The sequence below is a fragment of the Psychrobacter lutiphocae DSM 21542 genome (assembly GCF_000382145.1).
In the GTDB taxonomy this organism is placed as follows: Bacteria; Pseudomonadota; Gammaproteobacteria; order Pseudomonadales; family Moraxellaceae; genus Psychrobacter; species Psychrobacter lutiphocae.
This window is the reverse complement of the sequence record NZ_KB907650.1, coordinates 20702-37344: the sequence shown is the minus strand read 5'-3', so window position 1 is coordinate 37344 and position 16643 is coordinate 20702. Positions and strand designations below refer to the sequence as shown.

Sequence of the window (16643 nt, the reverse complement as noted above, 5' to 3'; positions counted from 1 at the left end):
GGTAATGGACGGTGCATTATGGCATCAACCAAGCTTGAATCAGGGGAATGTCACTATGCTTAAATTACCACCGTATTCACCTGAGCTTAACCCCTCTGAGAACGTATGGCAGTACCTGAAGCAAAATGAGTTATCTAATCGCTGTTATGAAAGCTATGAAGCTATTGTTGATGCCGCTTGTTTGGCTTGGAATAATCTGCTCAAACAGCCACAAAGAATTCGCACTTTAACCACTCGTGCTTGGGCTCAACTTTAATTATTGGGTTTGGTATTAGTTATTGATTATGTTGATGATGTATTTGGATGTGTGCTTGATTATTCCTATGATTTGGATCTTATCTTGGAAGAAAATGCTGCCACTGCCAGTGATGACCCACAAATTACCGCTTTACATCAAGAATATAGTGACTGTATAACTGAGGTAAAACAGGCCGAGCCTGAGTTAATGGTGCTTGCAAATATCTATCAGCGTCAATATCTTAAACGTGAGAACACCTGTGTTAATCACTTTGATAAACAAACTTCAGACTACTTAAACTCTGATAGAAGTGAAAACGATGATTTACAGTCTTATTACAATATTTGGGAAAATTACAGTGTCTGTGATTATAGTGTATATCTACTTAGTGACCTTGAGCCTGTCACCTATCTAAGCAAGGGCTGGCCGCAATATTTCTTAGACTTTAAGCAGCAGCGGGTACACTGTGCAGATCAGATGTTAGCGGCTGAAGAGGCGGCAGATCGAAATGGTATTCGTTATGATAACAATCCAGCGCATTTTTTACAGATTACAGAAAACTTTAATCAGTGTGAGGTGCAAGCACTACGAAGCAAAACAGAGTATGAAGTTACAAACAATCTAATTGATAATCTGCGACATGATGATGATTTTAACAGTTATATTGATTATGATTATGAAGAAATTGAAGCCTATGAAAAGCAACAACAACTCACAGAGCTTAATGAAGCAATTGAGATGATACAAATCACGCCAGCACAAGTAGAGGCTAACAACTTTTATTATTATCAATATTTAACCTTAAATCAAATCAGTGCTTATGACGTAACACAAAAAAAATTCAATAGCGTGTATAGCTTTGATTACGTGAGTCCTTCGTCTTATACCTCTATCCAACTGCCACTGGGCATCGACTTTAAACAGGGAAAAATGATATTAGACCCAAGTGCACTATTGCCACTTGTTGCCCTTTCCATACCAGAAAGCGCGCCCTTGCCTGAAGATATGACGACGACCACAGTTGCTTTTGGTTTGCCTGAGGAGATACAGAAGAGTTTTTCTTCTGAAGTTATTTATGATGCTTTGATATCCGCTATTGCTTATAGCTTAACAGAACTTGATAGCAGCAACTTTACCATGACAGATTTTAGTCAAGATGACTTTGCTAAGCAGTTGGGTGCACGTACTGTGGTTAAAGTAAATTTAGATGCTTATCAGTCTGGCAAAATGTTAGGCGTTATTTTCAAACACATGATTAATACCCTACAAACACATGTCGAGGCGCATCCAGAAGCTTATCAAGATCCAGATGATATTGCTCAGCGTTTAGAAAATATTCAAGCGTTAAGTACCACATTTTTAACCGATGACGCGGGTCGAATGTTGCAAACCTTAGAGACTTTTTTGCCTATAACCTTTAACAAAATCAATCGCTTTTATTTAGATGCCGATAATCAATTACTAGGTAAGCAAGTATCTATGGCCATTGGGAGTGATTTGGCAGGTCGTACCCATAACAGCATAACCCAAACCCGTTATGATGCAAAAAGCTTTGAACAAAACTCATTAGAGCCGTTGTTTATTCAGTCTTTTGGTATGCCATTTTCTGAAAATAGCAACCTTAAACCGCTAGATGGCAATGAGTGGTTACAAAATACCAAAAACCGTCAAAAGCTATTGATTCAAGCAGAATATGCAAGATCTAGCTATGGGCGCTATAACCCTGAGACTGAGCACTTTGAAGAATATGATGAGCCTGATAGCTTTAACAATGATCAGCCTGAGAAGATAGACGGCATGGACAACATGGACTATGAGCCAAAAATTAGTATTGTTGAGTCTGGCAATGTCAATGATCCAGAGTACCAGGATGAACACCCTTAGAATGATGATGAGAAAGAGGAAGAGGAAGAACAATATTAAACTCACTTAATTCATCCCCTGATATTGTCCAAGACAGCCAACCAGACAGCAGTAAAATCGAGCAAGGAACAACAATGAAAGTCAGCCGTAGCCTACAATCAACGCACATAGATAGTCCCTCTTACCGTAGTACACTCAGCAAGAAAGTTCTAAAGCATTCAATCACTACTGCACTTGCAGCAGTAGCTTTGAGCGGCTGTCAATCAACGCCATTTACAGGTCAGCATCAGTCGAGCGCACTGACTGCAATTATGGCTAGCCAGCCAGCATCAGAACAACAATCTTTGTTAGCACAGCAAACCTTGCTGCAAGCCATGCAAAAACAGCGAAAAACCGCCTATCGCTATCGAATAGATATGATTGGCTCAAATCAATCCCGCTTGGCAGCCTTTCGACATACAACCAATCAGCAATTGGCTATGAGTGATGTCTCAGAAACACACTGTGAGCACCTGCATGATGAGGCGTATGCAAGTTTACTAGCGCGTGCTGAGTCAGAAAACACTGATATCGAAGATGAAAAATATAGTACTCAGCGTAGAGCACTAAAGTCTGCTTTTATTGACTGTAAAACCAAGCAGGTAGATTGGGAAAACTCTAGATATAGTCAGGTAGAGTCTAGCACCGATGCCAGTATAAGTAACACAGATATACTTGCTGTTGAGGAGCAACTATCTAGTGAAATGGTAGAAGATGATGACACAGGGTCAGACAAATTTAATCAGCAATTACTAGATGAGCTTCTGACTAGCTTGAATATAGATACGCCACAAGATAGATTTTTGCCAAACTATGACAGTGCTCATACCAAGCTTGATGCCCGCAAAGCCAAACTGCTGGATGCGTATTTGTTAAAGCCAACCAGCATTAGTGTTCAAGGTATTTATCAGCCATTATTGGGAAGGATGACTATCACGCCAACTCTTCGTTATCAGTCGCCTAATTTAACAAGTATTGCCAATCATTATATTTATCTGGATGCCAAACAGGGCGCGATTTACTTTTGGGCAGATACTTATGCTTATCTGCTCTCCGTTTATTTTGATGAGCAGCTAGGCACTTCCATGCATAACAAATGGCTCAAATTAGATTTAAATGATGATAGTCTGCCAGAAGGCTTTGGAAAAGACTTAATTATGAGTCACTTTGCAGCCAAAGACAAGGCGTTACAGCAGATTCCAACTCAGCGCTATCGTATTTTGACACATCAGCAATTGATGAGCTCAGAACCCATAGAGTCTCGGTTTATACCTTATATACAAGATACCCCTTATGTGATCGAGAGACGCTTGACTGATGAGGATGTCGAGCGTTATGCGCAAATTTATTTTGACAGCTTATATCAGCAAATTATAGATAAATACCCACAGTTAAAGCGGCAGTTACCACCTGAGCTTGAAAGCGCTCAAGCATCAACAGAGGTGTTGTCTGTCAGTGAGGCGATATTGGCAGCAACAGAAGCGGAGGAGTCAGCGGAGGAAGATAGAAAGTTTAAAGAGTGGGCGCAAGCAGAGTCAGCAATCAACTATGATGAAACTGTTGGCTTTGAACAGGATACTGATGAAAAAGCTAAAAATGAAACCACATCTAGATATAGTAGCCGACAATTGATCCAAACATTACTCAGTTTAATTGAAAACAGCCTACAAACTGAAATAGATGCGATTGACAACGAAACCAATAGTAGTGCTGATAATTTGGATGAGTTAAGCGAACCCACTCATAATCCGAATATTAATTACGCGCTTTATGATCCCAACAGCGCAGAGAGCAGCTGGTTATGGCGTGATGTCTATGCCATTGATAGCTCAAAACGTATCCAATGGCAATTTAAGCAGTACAAGCTAGACGATGATATTCCTGCTGATGAGCAGATGGATGTCTTTCGTGGTATCGAATTGCAGAGTTTGACCCGTTTTGAGCCAGCGTCAATTACCGCCTCAGTATTTACCACCTTACCTGATGGTGCGACCACACCTAATGCTGAAAACACAATAAATATCCGAGAGTATTCACAAACATTATTGCAAAGATACGATGAAGGTGGTGGTGCACCAATGGGACGTAAAATAGTAGAGGCAATTAAAAATGGTGTTTTTCCTATAATAGATTATTAGAGTCTATTAAAAACAAACATTTGTAGATAAAATAATTTGTGTAAAGTATCTTGCATAAATTACTGAGTTAATAGACTATGGTTATAGTCATACAAAGCAACGACAGGGAGTGTTTTTGTCAATACACAGTATATTGTTGTCAGTTTTTAACATCAAAATATAATAAATCACAATATATAGATATGATTAATGTATTAAAAATACACACTTGCATCTGTCAAAACCAACTCTTTTAGGAGGAATAAATGAACAGTGCTATTGTCTTACTGTTTGGTATTCTAGCCATGTTGATAGGCTACTTGGTATATTCAAAGTTTTTTGCCAAGCAAATCTTAGGCTTAGATAACTCTATTGCAACCCCTGCTCATACCATGCAAGATGGTATCGACTATGTGCCCACTAATAAATACGTATTATGGGGACATCACTTTACCTCCGTTGCTGGTGCAGCGCCTATTATTGGTCCTGCTATCGCTGTAATTTGGGGTTGGGTGCCTGCTATGATCTGGGTAGTGTTGGGCACCATCTTTATGGCCGGTGTTCATGATATGTCTGCCACTTGGGCGAGTGTGCGCAACAAGGGTCAGTCAATCGGTAGTATTGCCGGCTCAGTAATGGGCGGCCGTGTACGCACCTTAATGATGGTAGTCATCTTCTTATTGCTACTGATGGTGAACGCTGTATTTGGTGTTGTGATTGCCAATATGATGATCAAAACCCCAACTTCAGTGATTCCTGTCTGGGGTGCTTTGGTAGTGGCAGCCATTATTGGTCAGTGTATTTATCGCTTTAAGATGAACTTAGCTTGGGTGTCTTTATTCGGTGTTATAGCACTGTATGGCTTAATTTATCTAGGCTCTATGGTACCGGTTGCTATTCCAGAAACACTATTTGGATTGCCAGATAATGCCGTTTGGATTCTATTCCTATTTTTCTATGCCGCCATTGCTTCGTTATTACCGGTCTGGATGCTGTTACAGCCTCGTGACTATATTAACGGTTTGCAGCTGTTCGTCGGCTTGATTTTATTATACGGTGCAATCTTTATTGCAACGCCTGATATTGTTGCGCCAGCATTTAACCACAACTTACCGGCGACCACACCTTCAATCATGCCATTGCTGTTTGTTACTGTGGCTTGTGGTGCCATCTCAGGTTTCCACGGTCTGGTGGCGACTGGTACAACTTCTAAGCAAATCGATAAAGAAGAAGATGTGCGCTTCGTGGGCTACTTCGGTGCCGTTGGTGAAGGTCTACTGGCACTTGGTGCTATCTTGGCAGCCACAGCTGGTTTTGCGACTTTAGCAGACTGGGAAGCGGTATATCAAAAGTTCGGTGATGGTTCAATTGGTGCCTTTATTGACGGTGGTGCGACCATCTTAAACAACGGTATGGGCATTGATATTGTATTGTCACAGACCATCTTAACGGTAATGGCTGCCTTATTTGCGGGCACTACCATGGATACAGGAGTGCGTTTACAGCGTTATATTTTTCAAGAGTTCGGTGAAGTGTACAACTTGCCAGCCTTGAAAAAAGGCGTGGTTGCCACTTTATTAGCCGTAGGCAGCTGTTTGTTAATTGCCTTTGGTGCCGGTGGTGCAGATGGTTCAGGTGGTATGTTAATCTGGCCTCTATTTGGTACCACCAACCAGTTAATGGCGGCATTGACCTTAATGATTGTGACGGTAATTTTATTACGCAAAGGTAAAACCGTTTGGTACACTTTAGCGCCGTTATCTTTCTTATTGGTGATGGCTATTTTTGCTTTAATCTTACAGTTAAAAACCTTCTATATGGATAAAAACTGGTTGCTAATCTTCTTAGATATTGTGATTTTAATTGCCACTATTCTAGTGACTTTTGAAAGCTTCTCTGTATTGCGTAAAGAGTGGCGTCAATATAAGTCTTAGAAGGATATAGCAGTAAAAACATTGCTTGAAATATAGTTTAAAATTTGAAATATAGTCTAAAAAAACGCTGACGTTAAGTTGGCGTTTTTTTGTGCCATAATATGACATACCAGTAAATAATAGTCAAAGAAATCTAATACCAAATCTAAAAATTAAGCTATCAAGGAAAACGAGTGCAAACGCTACAAGTAGTAGGTTTAGCGAGTTTGACAAAGATAGGTTATTTTTCAGAAAAGGTATAAAATCGTTACAAGGCAACCGAGCGAAAGTACTACAAATGTAGGCTTAGCGAGGTTAACACCGTAACCGTTTAGTATTTCGCAGACTATACCAGTAAAATAAGTTTAACAACGGCTAACCGAGGACAAACCATGCAAATCAAACAAGAGTCATTGTGGCGACGCTTTGTGGCAGGGTTAAATGAGTTTTATCACGCTCCATATCGGCAGACCCTTGCTCGAGCCGCCCGTGATGAAGAGGATTTATTCATGCTGCTATTGTTTTGCGAAAGCTTGGGTATTGATAATCCTGCCAGCTTTTATACTCTAGAGTTACAGCCCATATTCTTGGAGCATTTTCATCAATGGCATTTACGAATGGGCATGCCACGCTGTCCATTACAACATGGCGGCTGCTGTTAATATAACAGCCACTTATCAGATGTAAATTAATCATCTCTGTCTATCTACTCATCTATCTATAAAATCTATCTATAAAACAAGAGTGCGCCTTTTATGCAAACCATGCAAACTTTAAATAAACTTGTTGAACAATTGCAGCACATTCCGATCGTCTTCGTTGGTGGTAAGGGCGGTGTCGGTAAGACCACCACAGCCGCAGCGCTTGCGTCACAATTTGCCGCACAAGGACAAAAGACGTTAATCATCTCAACAGATCCAGCGCACAGCTTGGGCGATGTATTTGATGTGAAGCTCACCAACAAAGCAAAAACGCTTAGCGATAACTTAGATGCGCTAGAGCTCAATCCCGATGTCATTATTGACGCCCATTTTGCCAAAGTTGAGCGCACCATCAGCGGTTATGCAAATCCAGATATGTTGCCTAAAATAAAACAGCATTTGCAGCTGTCAAAAAGTGCTCCAGGTGCTCAAGAAGCAGCTATGTTAGAGGCCATTTGTCAGCATCTGGTCGATGCCACTGAGCACAATGAATATCAGCATATAGTGTTTGATACGGCACCAACTGGGCATACCTTGCGTTTGTTAAGCTTGCCGGAGATGATGGCCGCATGGACAGAAGGGCTATTGTCACAACAGCGTCGCCAAGCTAAGTTAAAAGGGGCTGCTGAGCATCTGGCAGGCAATAAACTGGCAGAAAACAGCTTGACTGGCAGTAAGCGTGATATTAGCAACCCCTTTGCTGATGCCAAACCCGTAGACCGTTGGCAACAGGCGGTGGAAGTGCTTAATAAGCGCAAAGAATTATTCCGTAAAGCAGGAGCGCTATTACACGACAAGCAAAAAACCGCTTTGGTATTTGTACTCACAGCGGATAATCTGCCCATAGAAGAAACTCGTCGTGCCGTAACCCAGCTCAAACAAGCCGATTTAGCACCAGCTGCATTGGTAGTGAATCAGTTGATTCAGCCGCAGCAGCAAGATGCATTTTGGCAGCAACGAGCTGCACGTCAACAAAAGATGGTTGCCAATATTGAGCATTATTTTAGCCACTATCCATTGTATGCCATTTATTTACAGCAAACGGATGTGCGTGGCGTCGCTCAATTACAACAGTTGAATTAAACCCTATCAGCTAGGCTTAGATAGGATTATGAGAGAGTAGGATCAAGGGATTTAGAGGGTAAAGGATTAAGAGTGGATGGTATTAAAAGTTAGCCACCGCTCTTAATCCCAATCATTAACCTTCAGCTTGTCTTAATCTTCAGCTTGTCTTGAGCGTCTAAGCTTATCGGACAAAGACCAAGCCGCATCGGCGCGCAGCTCAAAGGCAGTGTCACTTTTACCGCTACTTAAGCTACTCCATTGTGGTTTGCTACGGGCTTTTTTCAGCTCGCTAGGCAGCTTATTTGGATCCCAAGGCGGAGTAGTGGTCTGCTGCAATTCTGCAATTGGTGTATCTGCTTTGGCTGCATGACCACGATGGCGTAAAGAAGCCAGAAGATCTAGGGAGCGGGTCGCCAGCAAGGTTAGGGTGGCAGGATCAATATACAGACGCTTTACGCCAGTGAGCTTATCAGCAATGGTGCTGGTATTCGACAGTATACCGCCTGCAAGACCACCTAGAGCAGCGCCCAGTCCTAACGTCGTACCCAAAGCTGCCGCATCAATTCCAAGCCCTAACAAAGCGCCTGCTGCTGCGCCAGAAGTGGTGCGCAAGCCATAGCTTTTTAGTAATTCAGGATCAAAGGGATCTTGCTGATATTCACTTAGCTTCAATGGTGTGACAATTGCTGTATTGTCATAAAACTTATACAGATTCATCAGCTTACCTTGCATCGTACGCTCACTTTGGCGTACTGCTTCTTGCATCTCATTAAGCACAGGCAGCGGATCATCTTCATCATCAATTTCACGCACATAAGCGGCGACATTCAGCAAGAAGTGAGCAATAATTATCATTGCTTGCTCATACAGCTGCGCCCAATCTTCACGGCGACGGCTAACCAGTTGCTCTAAGGTCTCAGCGTGAGTCAGCATGGTCGCTAAGTTAGTCCACAGGGTCATCTCATCTTCAAACTCAAAGGCAACCGAGTCAAAACGAGTTGAAATATGTAGATTGCGGCGTGCCAGCATGGTTTGCCAGTCTTCAATATTGGCATCTTGGCTATCAGTAAAGTTAAACACCGGCATCACAGGGATTGCTGCCCAAGACAAAATAGTCAACTCATCTTTGTATTTGCCAAGTACAGGCTCACGGGCATCGATGACATAGATAGCCATATCACTTGCCAGCAATTGGCGGATAACTTTTGCCTCTTGTGAATAGTCATCTAGCGGGCTGATATCACCACCTTGAGCATCGCCTTTTGCTAAGTCACTGACCAAAAACTGTTGCAAACGCTCGATACCATCACGGCGACTGGCGGTATTGTCCTCAAGCCAGTCCATCAGACCTGAGGCATCTTCCAACCCTGGGGTGTCAAATAAGGCGACCAGTGCTTCACCGGTTTGGCTGTCACTGATCACCGCACGCTCAACATGGCGGGTGGTGGCTGCTTCGTTTTTGACTTCACCAAAATACATGTCTCGCAATAAGGTACGCAAAATCGAAGTTTTACCAGTATTGGTATGACCCACGACCGCCAGCTTTAACGGTTCACCACTGGCAAGGGTGGTTTTAGGAATACTGTGCAAATAGTCGCTCATACTTTTTGGCTGAGCAGTATTTGTATTCTCATTATCCATGTTATGGCTTGTATTGGCGCTGTTATTCATATTGCTATCAAGCGTATTAGCATGCGCTGCTTCTGAAGTGGGATAAGCTGACTTAGCATCCACTGCTGTTTGAGTAAATGTTGTTTGCGCTGAATTTGGTTGATTGATTTCGGTGGCGTCAAAAGCTTTGTCACTGAATAAACCAGGGTTGGGTCGCTGTTGGTTGGGTTGTTGGGTGCTCATAAGATACTCAGATAAGGGTTAATTAAATACTGCGATTATAGGGATAAATAAAAAAAACTAGAAAACAGAGTAGAGTGGGGCGGTTTTTGCTATTGGTTTTATAGAGTCAGTTCAATTTTATAAAACCAGTATAATCTTATAAAACCGGTATAGTCTTATGAAACTGGTATAGTCTTATGAAACCAGCCCAATTTGATACTCAGCCAGCACCGCTTGCCACTGCTGCAATCGTAGCGACTCATTTTCAGCGTTTTCGCCTGAATAGGTAGAAGCGTCGTCTTCAGGCTCTAGCAACTGCACAATTAGACCTTGTTTTGCATGCGTGGCTATCTTCTGTAACTTACGCATAGTGCCTCGATCTGGCAATGCTTGCGCATGAATACCTAGCAATACTTGCACCTCATGCTCATCTAAATAGGCATATAATTTGTCAAAATCATCACGCTCATCGACAATGCCAAAGTCAATCACCTGAGCTGTCGCAAACTCAGGGCCTGCCGCTTGATACCACAGCTTATCATTGCAAGGGTATTCTAATAGCGCCACTAGCTTATTGCCTTGAGTCACTTTTGCGACAGGCGCAACCGGAATCACCTTTTCAACAAAGTCATTTTTATCCACCACCTTGCGTTGCCAAAAGTTAATTATCTTTTGATAATAAGGCTGCTTGATATCCAGCGTCATCTTTTTACGAGCGAACATCAACGCACAAAACGCCCATGCCAGCGCCCGAGGCAATAGCCCATACATTAATAAGCTGCCAATAAGTAAGCTTGCCCATTGTCTAGCAATCGACAACGGCATTGCTTCAGTAGCCAGACGGCTTTGCACCACGGCATCGGCATCAGGGACGCTAAAGCCTACCATACTTGGCAACCAGCCAAGCCAATGGGTCAACGTCATCAGCGCACTGTCTGACAGCAAGGTCGACTCCCAGCTGAAGCTATATTGACGCACAATGAGTAAAAAGATAATAGCAAACAGCATGCCGGTTAAAGTCGCCAGCCATAATTGATGGGTAAATTTGCCCAGATACCAGCGCATCCCTGTATGGCGCAACTGCATATCATACAGCTCAACCGCCGCTTGTGTGACATCATCTTTACCGCGAATTAAGGCTTTAGGGCTAATAAAACTGGTGATAATACTTGGTGACTGACTGCCCCTATTAATGACCGTTAACACCAGCCAGCCCAGTAGCATCAAGCTATGAAAGCCCAGAAGACAGACCAAAACATAAAAGAAATTCACCACATTGGCTTGTAATAAAGCAAACAGTCCAGCAAACCCAGATATGCACCACAGTACGCTCATTATCAAGATGATGCCTTTGATACGACCATCAATCTTGGACAAAGTCCCCGTCAACGCACCATTGCTATCAATGCGCTCAGCACGGTGATGGAGCTTTTGAATCGGGGAGCCCTGTTCATCTTGCATGCGCTCAGTAATCAGCAATGGATCTGTGGCAAACACATGGTCCTTTGCCTCTAGCATACGCACCAGCTCGGTCAATTGGTCTTGTTTTGATAGCATGGGAGTCCTTGTTGCTTGGTCGTTTATTCTTATTTATTAGGGGCATGTTTATTAGGGACATGCCCTAAATCATCAACAATAAAAAATCAAAAAGTAGGGCGGAGAATGTATTTTTGTATTTTATTGTCTACTCAAAGGTCTATCTAGAGTGCGCTGATAGTGTTTATCTAAATCAATAAATACAACATCCCAATAATCATCACTGCCAACAATAATAGCAATACATTGATGATCACATTTTTAACGCTTAAATTTGGCTTCATCGTACCCAGCGCTGGCAATTTAGACTTCGGCTTAGGCAACAGCATATCAATGTGCTCAAGCCCATCTTCTAAATAGGGCTCACTAATCGCTTCAAAGCCTAAAGATTGATAAAAATCAATCAAATAGGTCTGTGCTGAGATCTGGATAGGATGTTTGCCATAAGTGCTATAACAAAACTTAATAGCACGCGTCATCATCTGCCGAGCCAGCCCTTTACCCCTGTGTTCTGGCAATACCAGCACCCGTCCGATATGCGGATATGAGCTGTTATTAACCACCACATCTGGGGGCAAAATACGACAATAACCAATCAAAGACCGGCTTTTGTGGATGACCAAATGTTGACAGTCAAAATCTAGCTCATCAATGTCTTGATAAACACAATGTTGCTCAACCACAAACACCTGTGAGCGTGCGTGCAAGATATAATACACATCAACAGGGCTGAGTTCATCAAAAGGCTTAATGCTAAAGTTTACGCTCATACGATTATGACTTCATGGTTGTTGTGAATGGTTGTCGTGGTTTAAGTTGTTGTTTAAGTTAGCTCCCTTCCTTTTCCAAAGAAAGGGCTGGGGATGGATTTTCGGCAAATATCACTAAAATCAAAATCCCAAAAAATTATGAATCTGGATGCAAAGTATGACTGATTTTCTCTAAGTTTAAACTGTCTGACATGGCGTTAAATATTTCATAGTATTTGCCTTGTCGAGCATACAGCTCTTCATGGGTACCAGTTTCCATCACTCGGCCATCTTCAATGACCACCAAATCATCGGCATCAATGATTTGCGAAATATTATGAGAGACGATGATTACCGTCCTGTCCTTTTTAATCAAGTCCAAGCTTTGCTTAATCTGCTGAGTCGCAATCGCATCAAGACTGGCAGTTGGCTCATCTAAGAACACAATCGGTGGATCTTTTAGGAACATACGTGCCAGCGCAATACGTTGCTGCTGCCCACCTGAGAGCATACTGGCTTCACTGTCATAACCTTCTGGCATGGTGATGATTTGATCATGGATAGAAGCCTTTTTTGCCGCTTCGATAATATCATCTTCGCTGGCATTCATATTACCGTAGCGAATATTATCCGCAATGGTGCCTGAAAAAATATGGTTTTTTTGCAGTACCAGACCAATCTGCTCACGTAAGTTCTGAGTATTATAATCTTCCAAATCTCTATCATCTAAGCAGATTGTACCACTGCTGGGGTCATAAAATTTAACCAATAAATTAATAATGGTACTTTTACCAGCACCGCTTAAGCCTACCAATGCGGTAATCCGATTGGGATGGATTTCAAAGCTGACATCATGTAGCGCTTGCTTGCCATTGGGGTAGGAGAAGTTGACGTTTTTTAGCTCAATATGTCCTTTTAAATCCGTGCATTCAAGCTTACCAGCAGTTTCAATTGCCTTGTCATCATCTAAGATATCAAAAAAACCTTCGGCATAAGTCAGAGCATTATTAATTTGGTCATAAATGCGATGCAGTTCACGAATCGGTGCTGCCACGTTTTGAAACAACAGCACATGGAACATAATTGCACCTATGGTCATTTGTCCATTGAGCACAAAGTAAGCGGTCAATACAATAATAATCACCACGCCAAATTGCTCAATAAAGCTCTTTCCAGCGTTATACATAAACGCAATACTGCGAATACGCAACTGGTTGTTGGTCATATCCTTTTGAATTTCCCAGTGCTTCTCAGATTCAATTGGCTCACGTACAAAGGATTTGATCACTGTGATGGATTCAATGATAGAGATAACCAGTCCGTTTTTGGTTTCTCGGAACTGGCGCATTTGTCGGCGAAAGCCTTGCAGCCGATTTGCTTGTTTTTGACTGACAAAAAAGTAAATTGGCACAATAATAAGTCCAACCATGCCTACCCAAAAGTTGGCATTAAACATAATTGCCAGTGACACAATGGCGCTGGCAAACAAAGGCAACATGTCAATAAAAAAGTTCTGCACCAGCTGGGTTAGACTACTGACACCTAAGTCAATACGGGTTTGCAGTTTACCACTGGCGTTTTCATCACTGGTATAAAACGCCATTTTGTAGGTCAAAATCCTATCTACTACCTTTTGAGATAAATCACGAGAGAGGTTAATGCGGATGCGCTCACCAAAATAGCGCTGACCGAAGGTAATCCCCACATTGAGCACTTCTTTCACCAATAAGATCATGCTAATTAAGGTGAGTAGCTTAATGCCTTCCACCCAAGGGTCGGGGAGATCGATAATGCCAGTTAAGGTATCAATGGTGTACTGCAATACAAAAGCATTAACCTGTGCGGTAAATGAACCTAAAACGGTCAGCACCAAGGTCAATATAAACAGTCCACGATAGGGCTTAGCAAATACCGCCAAGCGCTTTAGGATATACCAAAGCAGTCGTCCCCGATCTTTGGGTTTAGAGGGTGGTTTGATATCTAATGGGACACGTTTAGGGGGTGAGGCCATAATATAAAACTTATCATTAATTAAGTGTTATTTTGGTGCTATTCAATTGATTTTTAATAATTATAAATATTACTAATGTTTAAGCACTCTATTTTAACCTTGATAGGACATATTCTATAGAGCCCAAGTGTATAAAGCATGTTTAATACTGAAAAAAAAGCTAAATAATAAAAAGATAAAAGATAGCCTTAGCATCTGGGTTTTTAGAGAGGGAGAAATATGCGAGTCATAAGTAGGCTTCCATTAATGTCTCAGTCGCCCTTCGTCCCTCAGAGAAAAGCAAAAGCCCAAATCAATATTGACTTGGGCTAATATCTTGCCAACTTAACTCACTCTCAACTCTTTGCGTAGGCTGTGGCTTTAGCCCAGCATATTTGGTTAAAAGATACGTTTTGCTGGGCTAAAAGCACCAGCCTACACTTGATTGTTCCAAGTTGAGAGTGGGGTACCAACTATAAAATAACAACATATGTTAATTTTATCTTAAAAAATACTAAATGGAAATAAGATTAAAAGCAATCACTTGGCACAAACACCTGACCGACCATAATACGGCGAGCAGAGCGGCTCATAGATACCTTTTTAGCTTGCCAGCGACCATTAACTTGTTCTGTTCTGCCACCTACAAGTAGTGTACCTGATGGATGACCAAAGCGCACTTCTGACAAATTGCCACCGCCAGCTGCTTGATTAACCAAGGTACCTTGAGTAGTGGCGGCCGCAGCAATGGCTACCGCTGCTGTACCCATCATGGCATGATGCAGCTGCCCCATACTCATCGCACGCACCACCAAATCTATGTCTTCTTTTGAAACCGCTTTACCGCTTGATGCCGTATAACTTTGTGTAGGAGCGACCCAAGCAATCTTCGGAATGTGTTGGCTTTTTTCTGCCTCTTTAACATCCTTAAATATACCCATCGCCACACCGCCTTTGGCTCGGATTTTCTCAAGTCTGGTTTGTAGCTTTGGATTACTATTAATATCAGGTTGCAGTTCTGTGCCAGTAAAACCTAAATCCTCAGCCTGTAAAAATATGGTTGGAATACCGGCGTTGATAAAGGTTGCTTGAACTGTATCTTTATCCAGTCCACAGCCTGATATATCGAAATCATCGACTAAGTTACCGGTAGGGAACATGGCGCTTGAGGCATCGACTGGGTCTATAAATTCAATTTTGACCTCAGCGGCAGGGAAGGTGACGCCATCTAATTCAAAATCACCCGTTTCTTGCACCTGAACTTGACCCGCATCATCTACATAGACTGGAACGTGTGCAATGATAGTCTTACTGATGTTTTGTTGCCATATTCGTACTTCACAAATGCCTGACTCAGCACTAGCAGCGACTTTATCGGCATCAACCAAGCCCATATTAATCGCACAAGCACCAACGGCAGCGGTTAGGTTGCCACAGTTACCCGCCCAGTCAATCAGTGGTTTGCTGATATTCACCTGCCCAAATAAGTAGTTAACATCGTGATCATCTATATCAGACTTCGACAAAATCACTGTTTTTGAGGTGCTTGATGAGCCATTACCCAAGCCGTCAATTTGTTTGCCATAAGGGTCTGGGCTACCGATGACTCTTAATAAAAAGTTATCACGAGCTTGCCCTGGCTGTTGGCAACGCTCAGGTAGGTCTTTTAGATTAAAAAATACCCCTTTGGAGGTGCCACCACGCATATAGGTGGCGGGGACAGGGGCTTGTGGGGCGAAGGCTTGAGAGGTAGTGGTAGTAGTGTGGGTCATTTTTTAATCCATTTTTATTTAACTTACAAAGGTTAACTGATTGTCATAGATTATCTTTACAGAATTAGTTAGAATAACTATGTGTGGTAAAATACCACAAATTTATATAGTAAAAGGAGTACGTCATGTCTACAACTAGCATACGCCTAAATACAGCATTAGTTGATAAAGCCCAAGTTTTTGCAAAAGCACAGCATAGAACACCACCAAAACAGATTGAACACTGGGCAACAATAGGCCAAATTATGGAGGACAATCCTGATTTGTCTTATGAATTTGTGCGCCAATTATTAATCGCTAAAGAAGAGGCTGACTCTGGCATGGTTGAACCTTACGAATTTGGCTAGTCTTCTGGAACTATAATGACTCAATCTTTAAGCGTTGTTCAAACTAAAAGCTTCAAAAAAGCAGTTAAGAAACTACATAGCAATCAGAAGGCTGATCTGGATGTGGCTATACGTCAAATAATTGAAAAGCCAGATATAGGCACACAAAAAGTAGGGGAGCTAGCCTCTGTACGCGTTTATAAGTTCAAGATGGTTAAGCAGTTAACACTATTGGCTTATCAGTTCGATGATGGTCGATTGATATTAACATTACTCATGTTTGGTACTCATGAAAACTTTTACCGCGATATTAAGTTAATCCTTTAGTCTTAATTTGCTATTATTTGCTATTCATTTTTTATTTGAGGTCTAAATATCTGGCTTTATATCAAATAAGCCAATTTTTGAAACTAAAATTACAGAGCCAATGTTTAAAAATATAATTTTCTATAACATCAGCTCTGTTTGTTTTATTTCATTTTAAAAGACTTTTGTTGATCA

Annotated in this window: 13 protein-coding genes; 8 read left to right on the top strand and 5 right to left on the bottom strand. The window is 41.8% G+C overall.

What is annotated here, in order from left to right; all coding sequences use genetic code 11:
• The 6 genes from H140_RS16535 to H140_RS0110325 form a co-directional block, all read left to right on the top strand.
• On the top strand, positions 1-256 hold a 256-nt coding region (locus tag H140_RS16535), incomplete at its 5' end, for a transposase (RefSeq protein ID WP_019673586.1).
• Positions 257-307: 51 nt separating this feature from the next.
• The gene (locus tag H140_RS0110345) at positions 308-2122 is read left to right on the top strand and encodes a hypothetical protein (RefSeq protein ID WP_156819156.1); all 1815 of its coding nucleotides are present in this window, start codon (positions 308-310) and stop codon (positions 2120-2122) included.
• Positions 2123-2235: 113 nt separating this feature from the next.
• Positions 2236-4278 (top strand): hypothetical protein, encoded by a 2043-nt coding sequence (locus tag H140_RS0110340; protein WP_019673584.1) that lies wholly within the window; start codon positions 2236-2238, stop codon positions 4276-4278.
• 245 nt (positions 4279-4523) lie between these two features.
• Complete coding sequence (locus H140_RS0110335) at positions 4524-6191, top strand: carbon starvation CstA family protein (protein WP_019673583.1); 1668 nt, start codon at positions 4524-4526, stop codon at positions 6189-6191.
• A gap of 371 nt (positions 6192-6562) precedes the next feature.
• Complete coding sequence (locus tag H140_RS0110330; protein ID WP_019673582.1) at positions 6563-6832, top strand: cory-CC-star protein; 270 nt, start codon at positions 6563-6565, stop codon at positions 6830-6832.
• Positions 6833-6925: 93 nt separating this feature from the next.
• A complete protein-coding gene (locus H140_RS0110325) occupies positions 6926-7954 on the top strand; it encodes an ArsA family ATPase (RefSeq protein ID WP_019673581.1) in 1029 nt (342 codons plus the stop codon).
• A gap of 132 nt (positions 7955-8086) precedes the next feature.
• Here H140_RS0110325 and H140_RS0110320 read toward each other — a convergent pair whose 3' ends face one another.
• The 5 genes from H140_RS0110320 to prpF all read right to left on the bottom strand — a co-directional run bounded on the left by H140_RS0110320 (position 8087) and on the right by prpF (position 15816).
• Positions 8087-9790 (bottom strand): DUF3482 domain-containing protein, encoded by a 1704-nt coding sequence (locus H140_RS0110320; RefSeq protein ID WP_019673580.1) that lies wholly within the window; start codon positions 9788-9790, stop codon positions 8087-8089.
• 174 nt (positions 9791-9964) lie between these two features.
• Positions 9965-11326 carry a DUF2868 domain-containing protein gene (locus H140_RS0110315; RefSeq protein ID WP_019673579.1) on the bottom strand — a complete coding sequence of 454 codons (1362 nt, stop codon included), beginning with the start codon at positions 11324-11326 and terminating at the stop codon, positions 9965-9967.
• Positions 11327-11493: 167 nt separating this feature from the next.
• Positions 11494-12075 (bottom strand): GNAT family N-acetyltransferase, encoded by a 582-nt coding sequence (locus tag H140_RS0110310; protein WP_019673578.1) that lies wholly within the window; start codon positions 12073-12075, stop codon positions 11494-11496.
• Positions 12076-12211: 136 nt separating this feature from the next.
• Positions 12212-14065, bottom strand: coding sequence for an ABC transporter ATP-binding protein (locus tag H140_RS0110305; RefSeq protein ID WP_019673577.1), 1854 nt, complete (start codon positions 14063-14065; stop codon positions 12212-12214).
• 509 nt (positions 14066-14574) lie between these two features.
• Positions 14575-15816: a 2-methylaconitate cis-trans isomerase PrpF gene (gene prpF / locus H140_RS0110300; RefSeq protein ID WP_019673576.1), complete on the bottom strand. Its 1242-nt coding sequence runs from the start codon at positions 15814-15816 to the stop codon at positions 14575-14577.
• A gap of 125 nt (positions 15817-15941) precedes the next feature.
• On the opposite strand from prpF, the gene H140_RS0110295 reads away from it, so the two are divergent.
• The gene (locus H140_RS0110295) at positions 15942-16163 is read left to right on the top strand and encodes a TA system antitoxin ParD family protein (RefSeq protein WP_019673575.1); all 222 of its coding nucleotides are present in this window, start codon (positions 15942-15944) and stop codon (positions 16161-16163) included.
• A 15-nt stretch (positions 16164-16178) separates the two neighbouring features.
• Positions 16179-16469 (top strand): type II toxin-antitoxin system RelE/ParE family toxin, encoded by a 291-nt coding sequence (locus tag H140_RS0110290; RefSeq protein WP_019673574.1) that lies wholly within the window; start codon positions 16179-16181, stop codon positions 16467-16469.
• Positions 16470-16643: the final 174 nt, after the last annotated feature.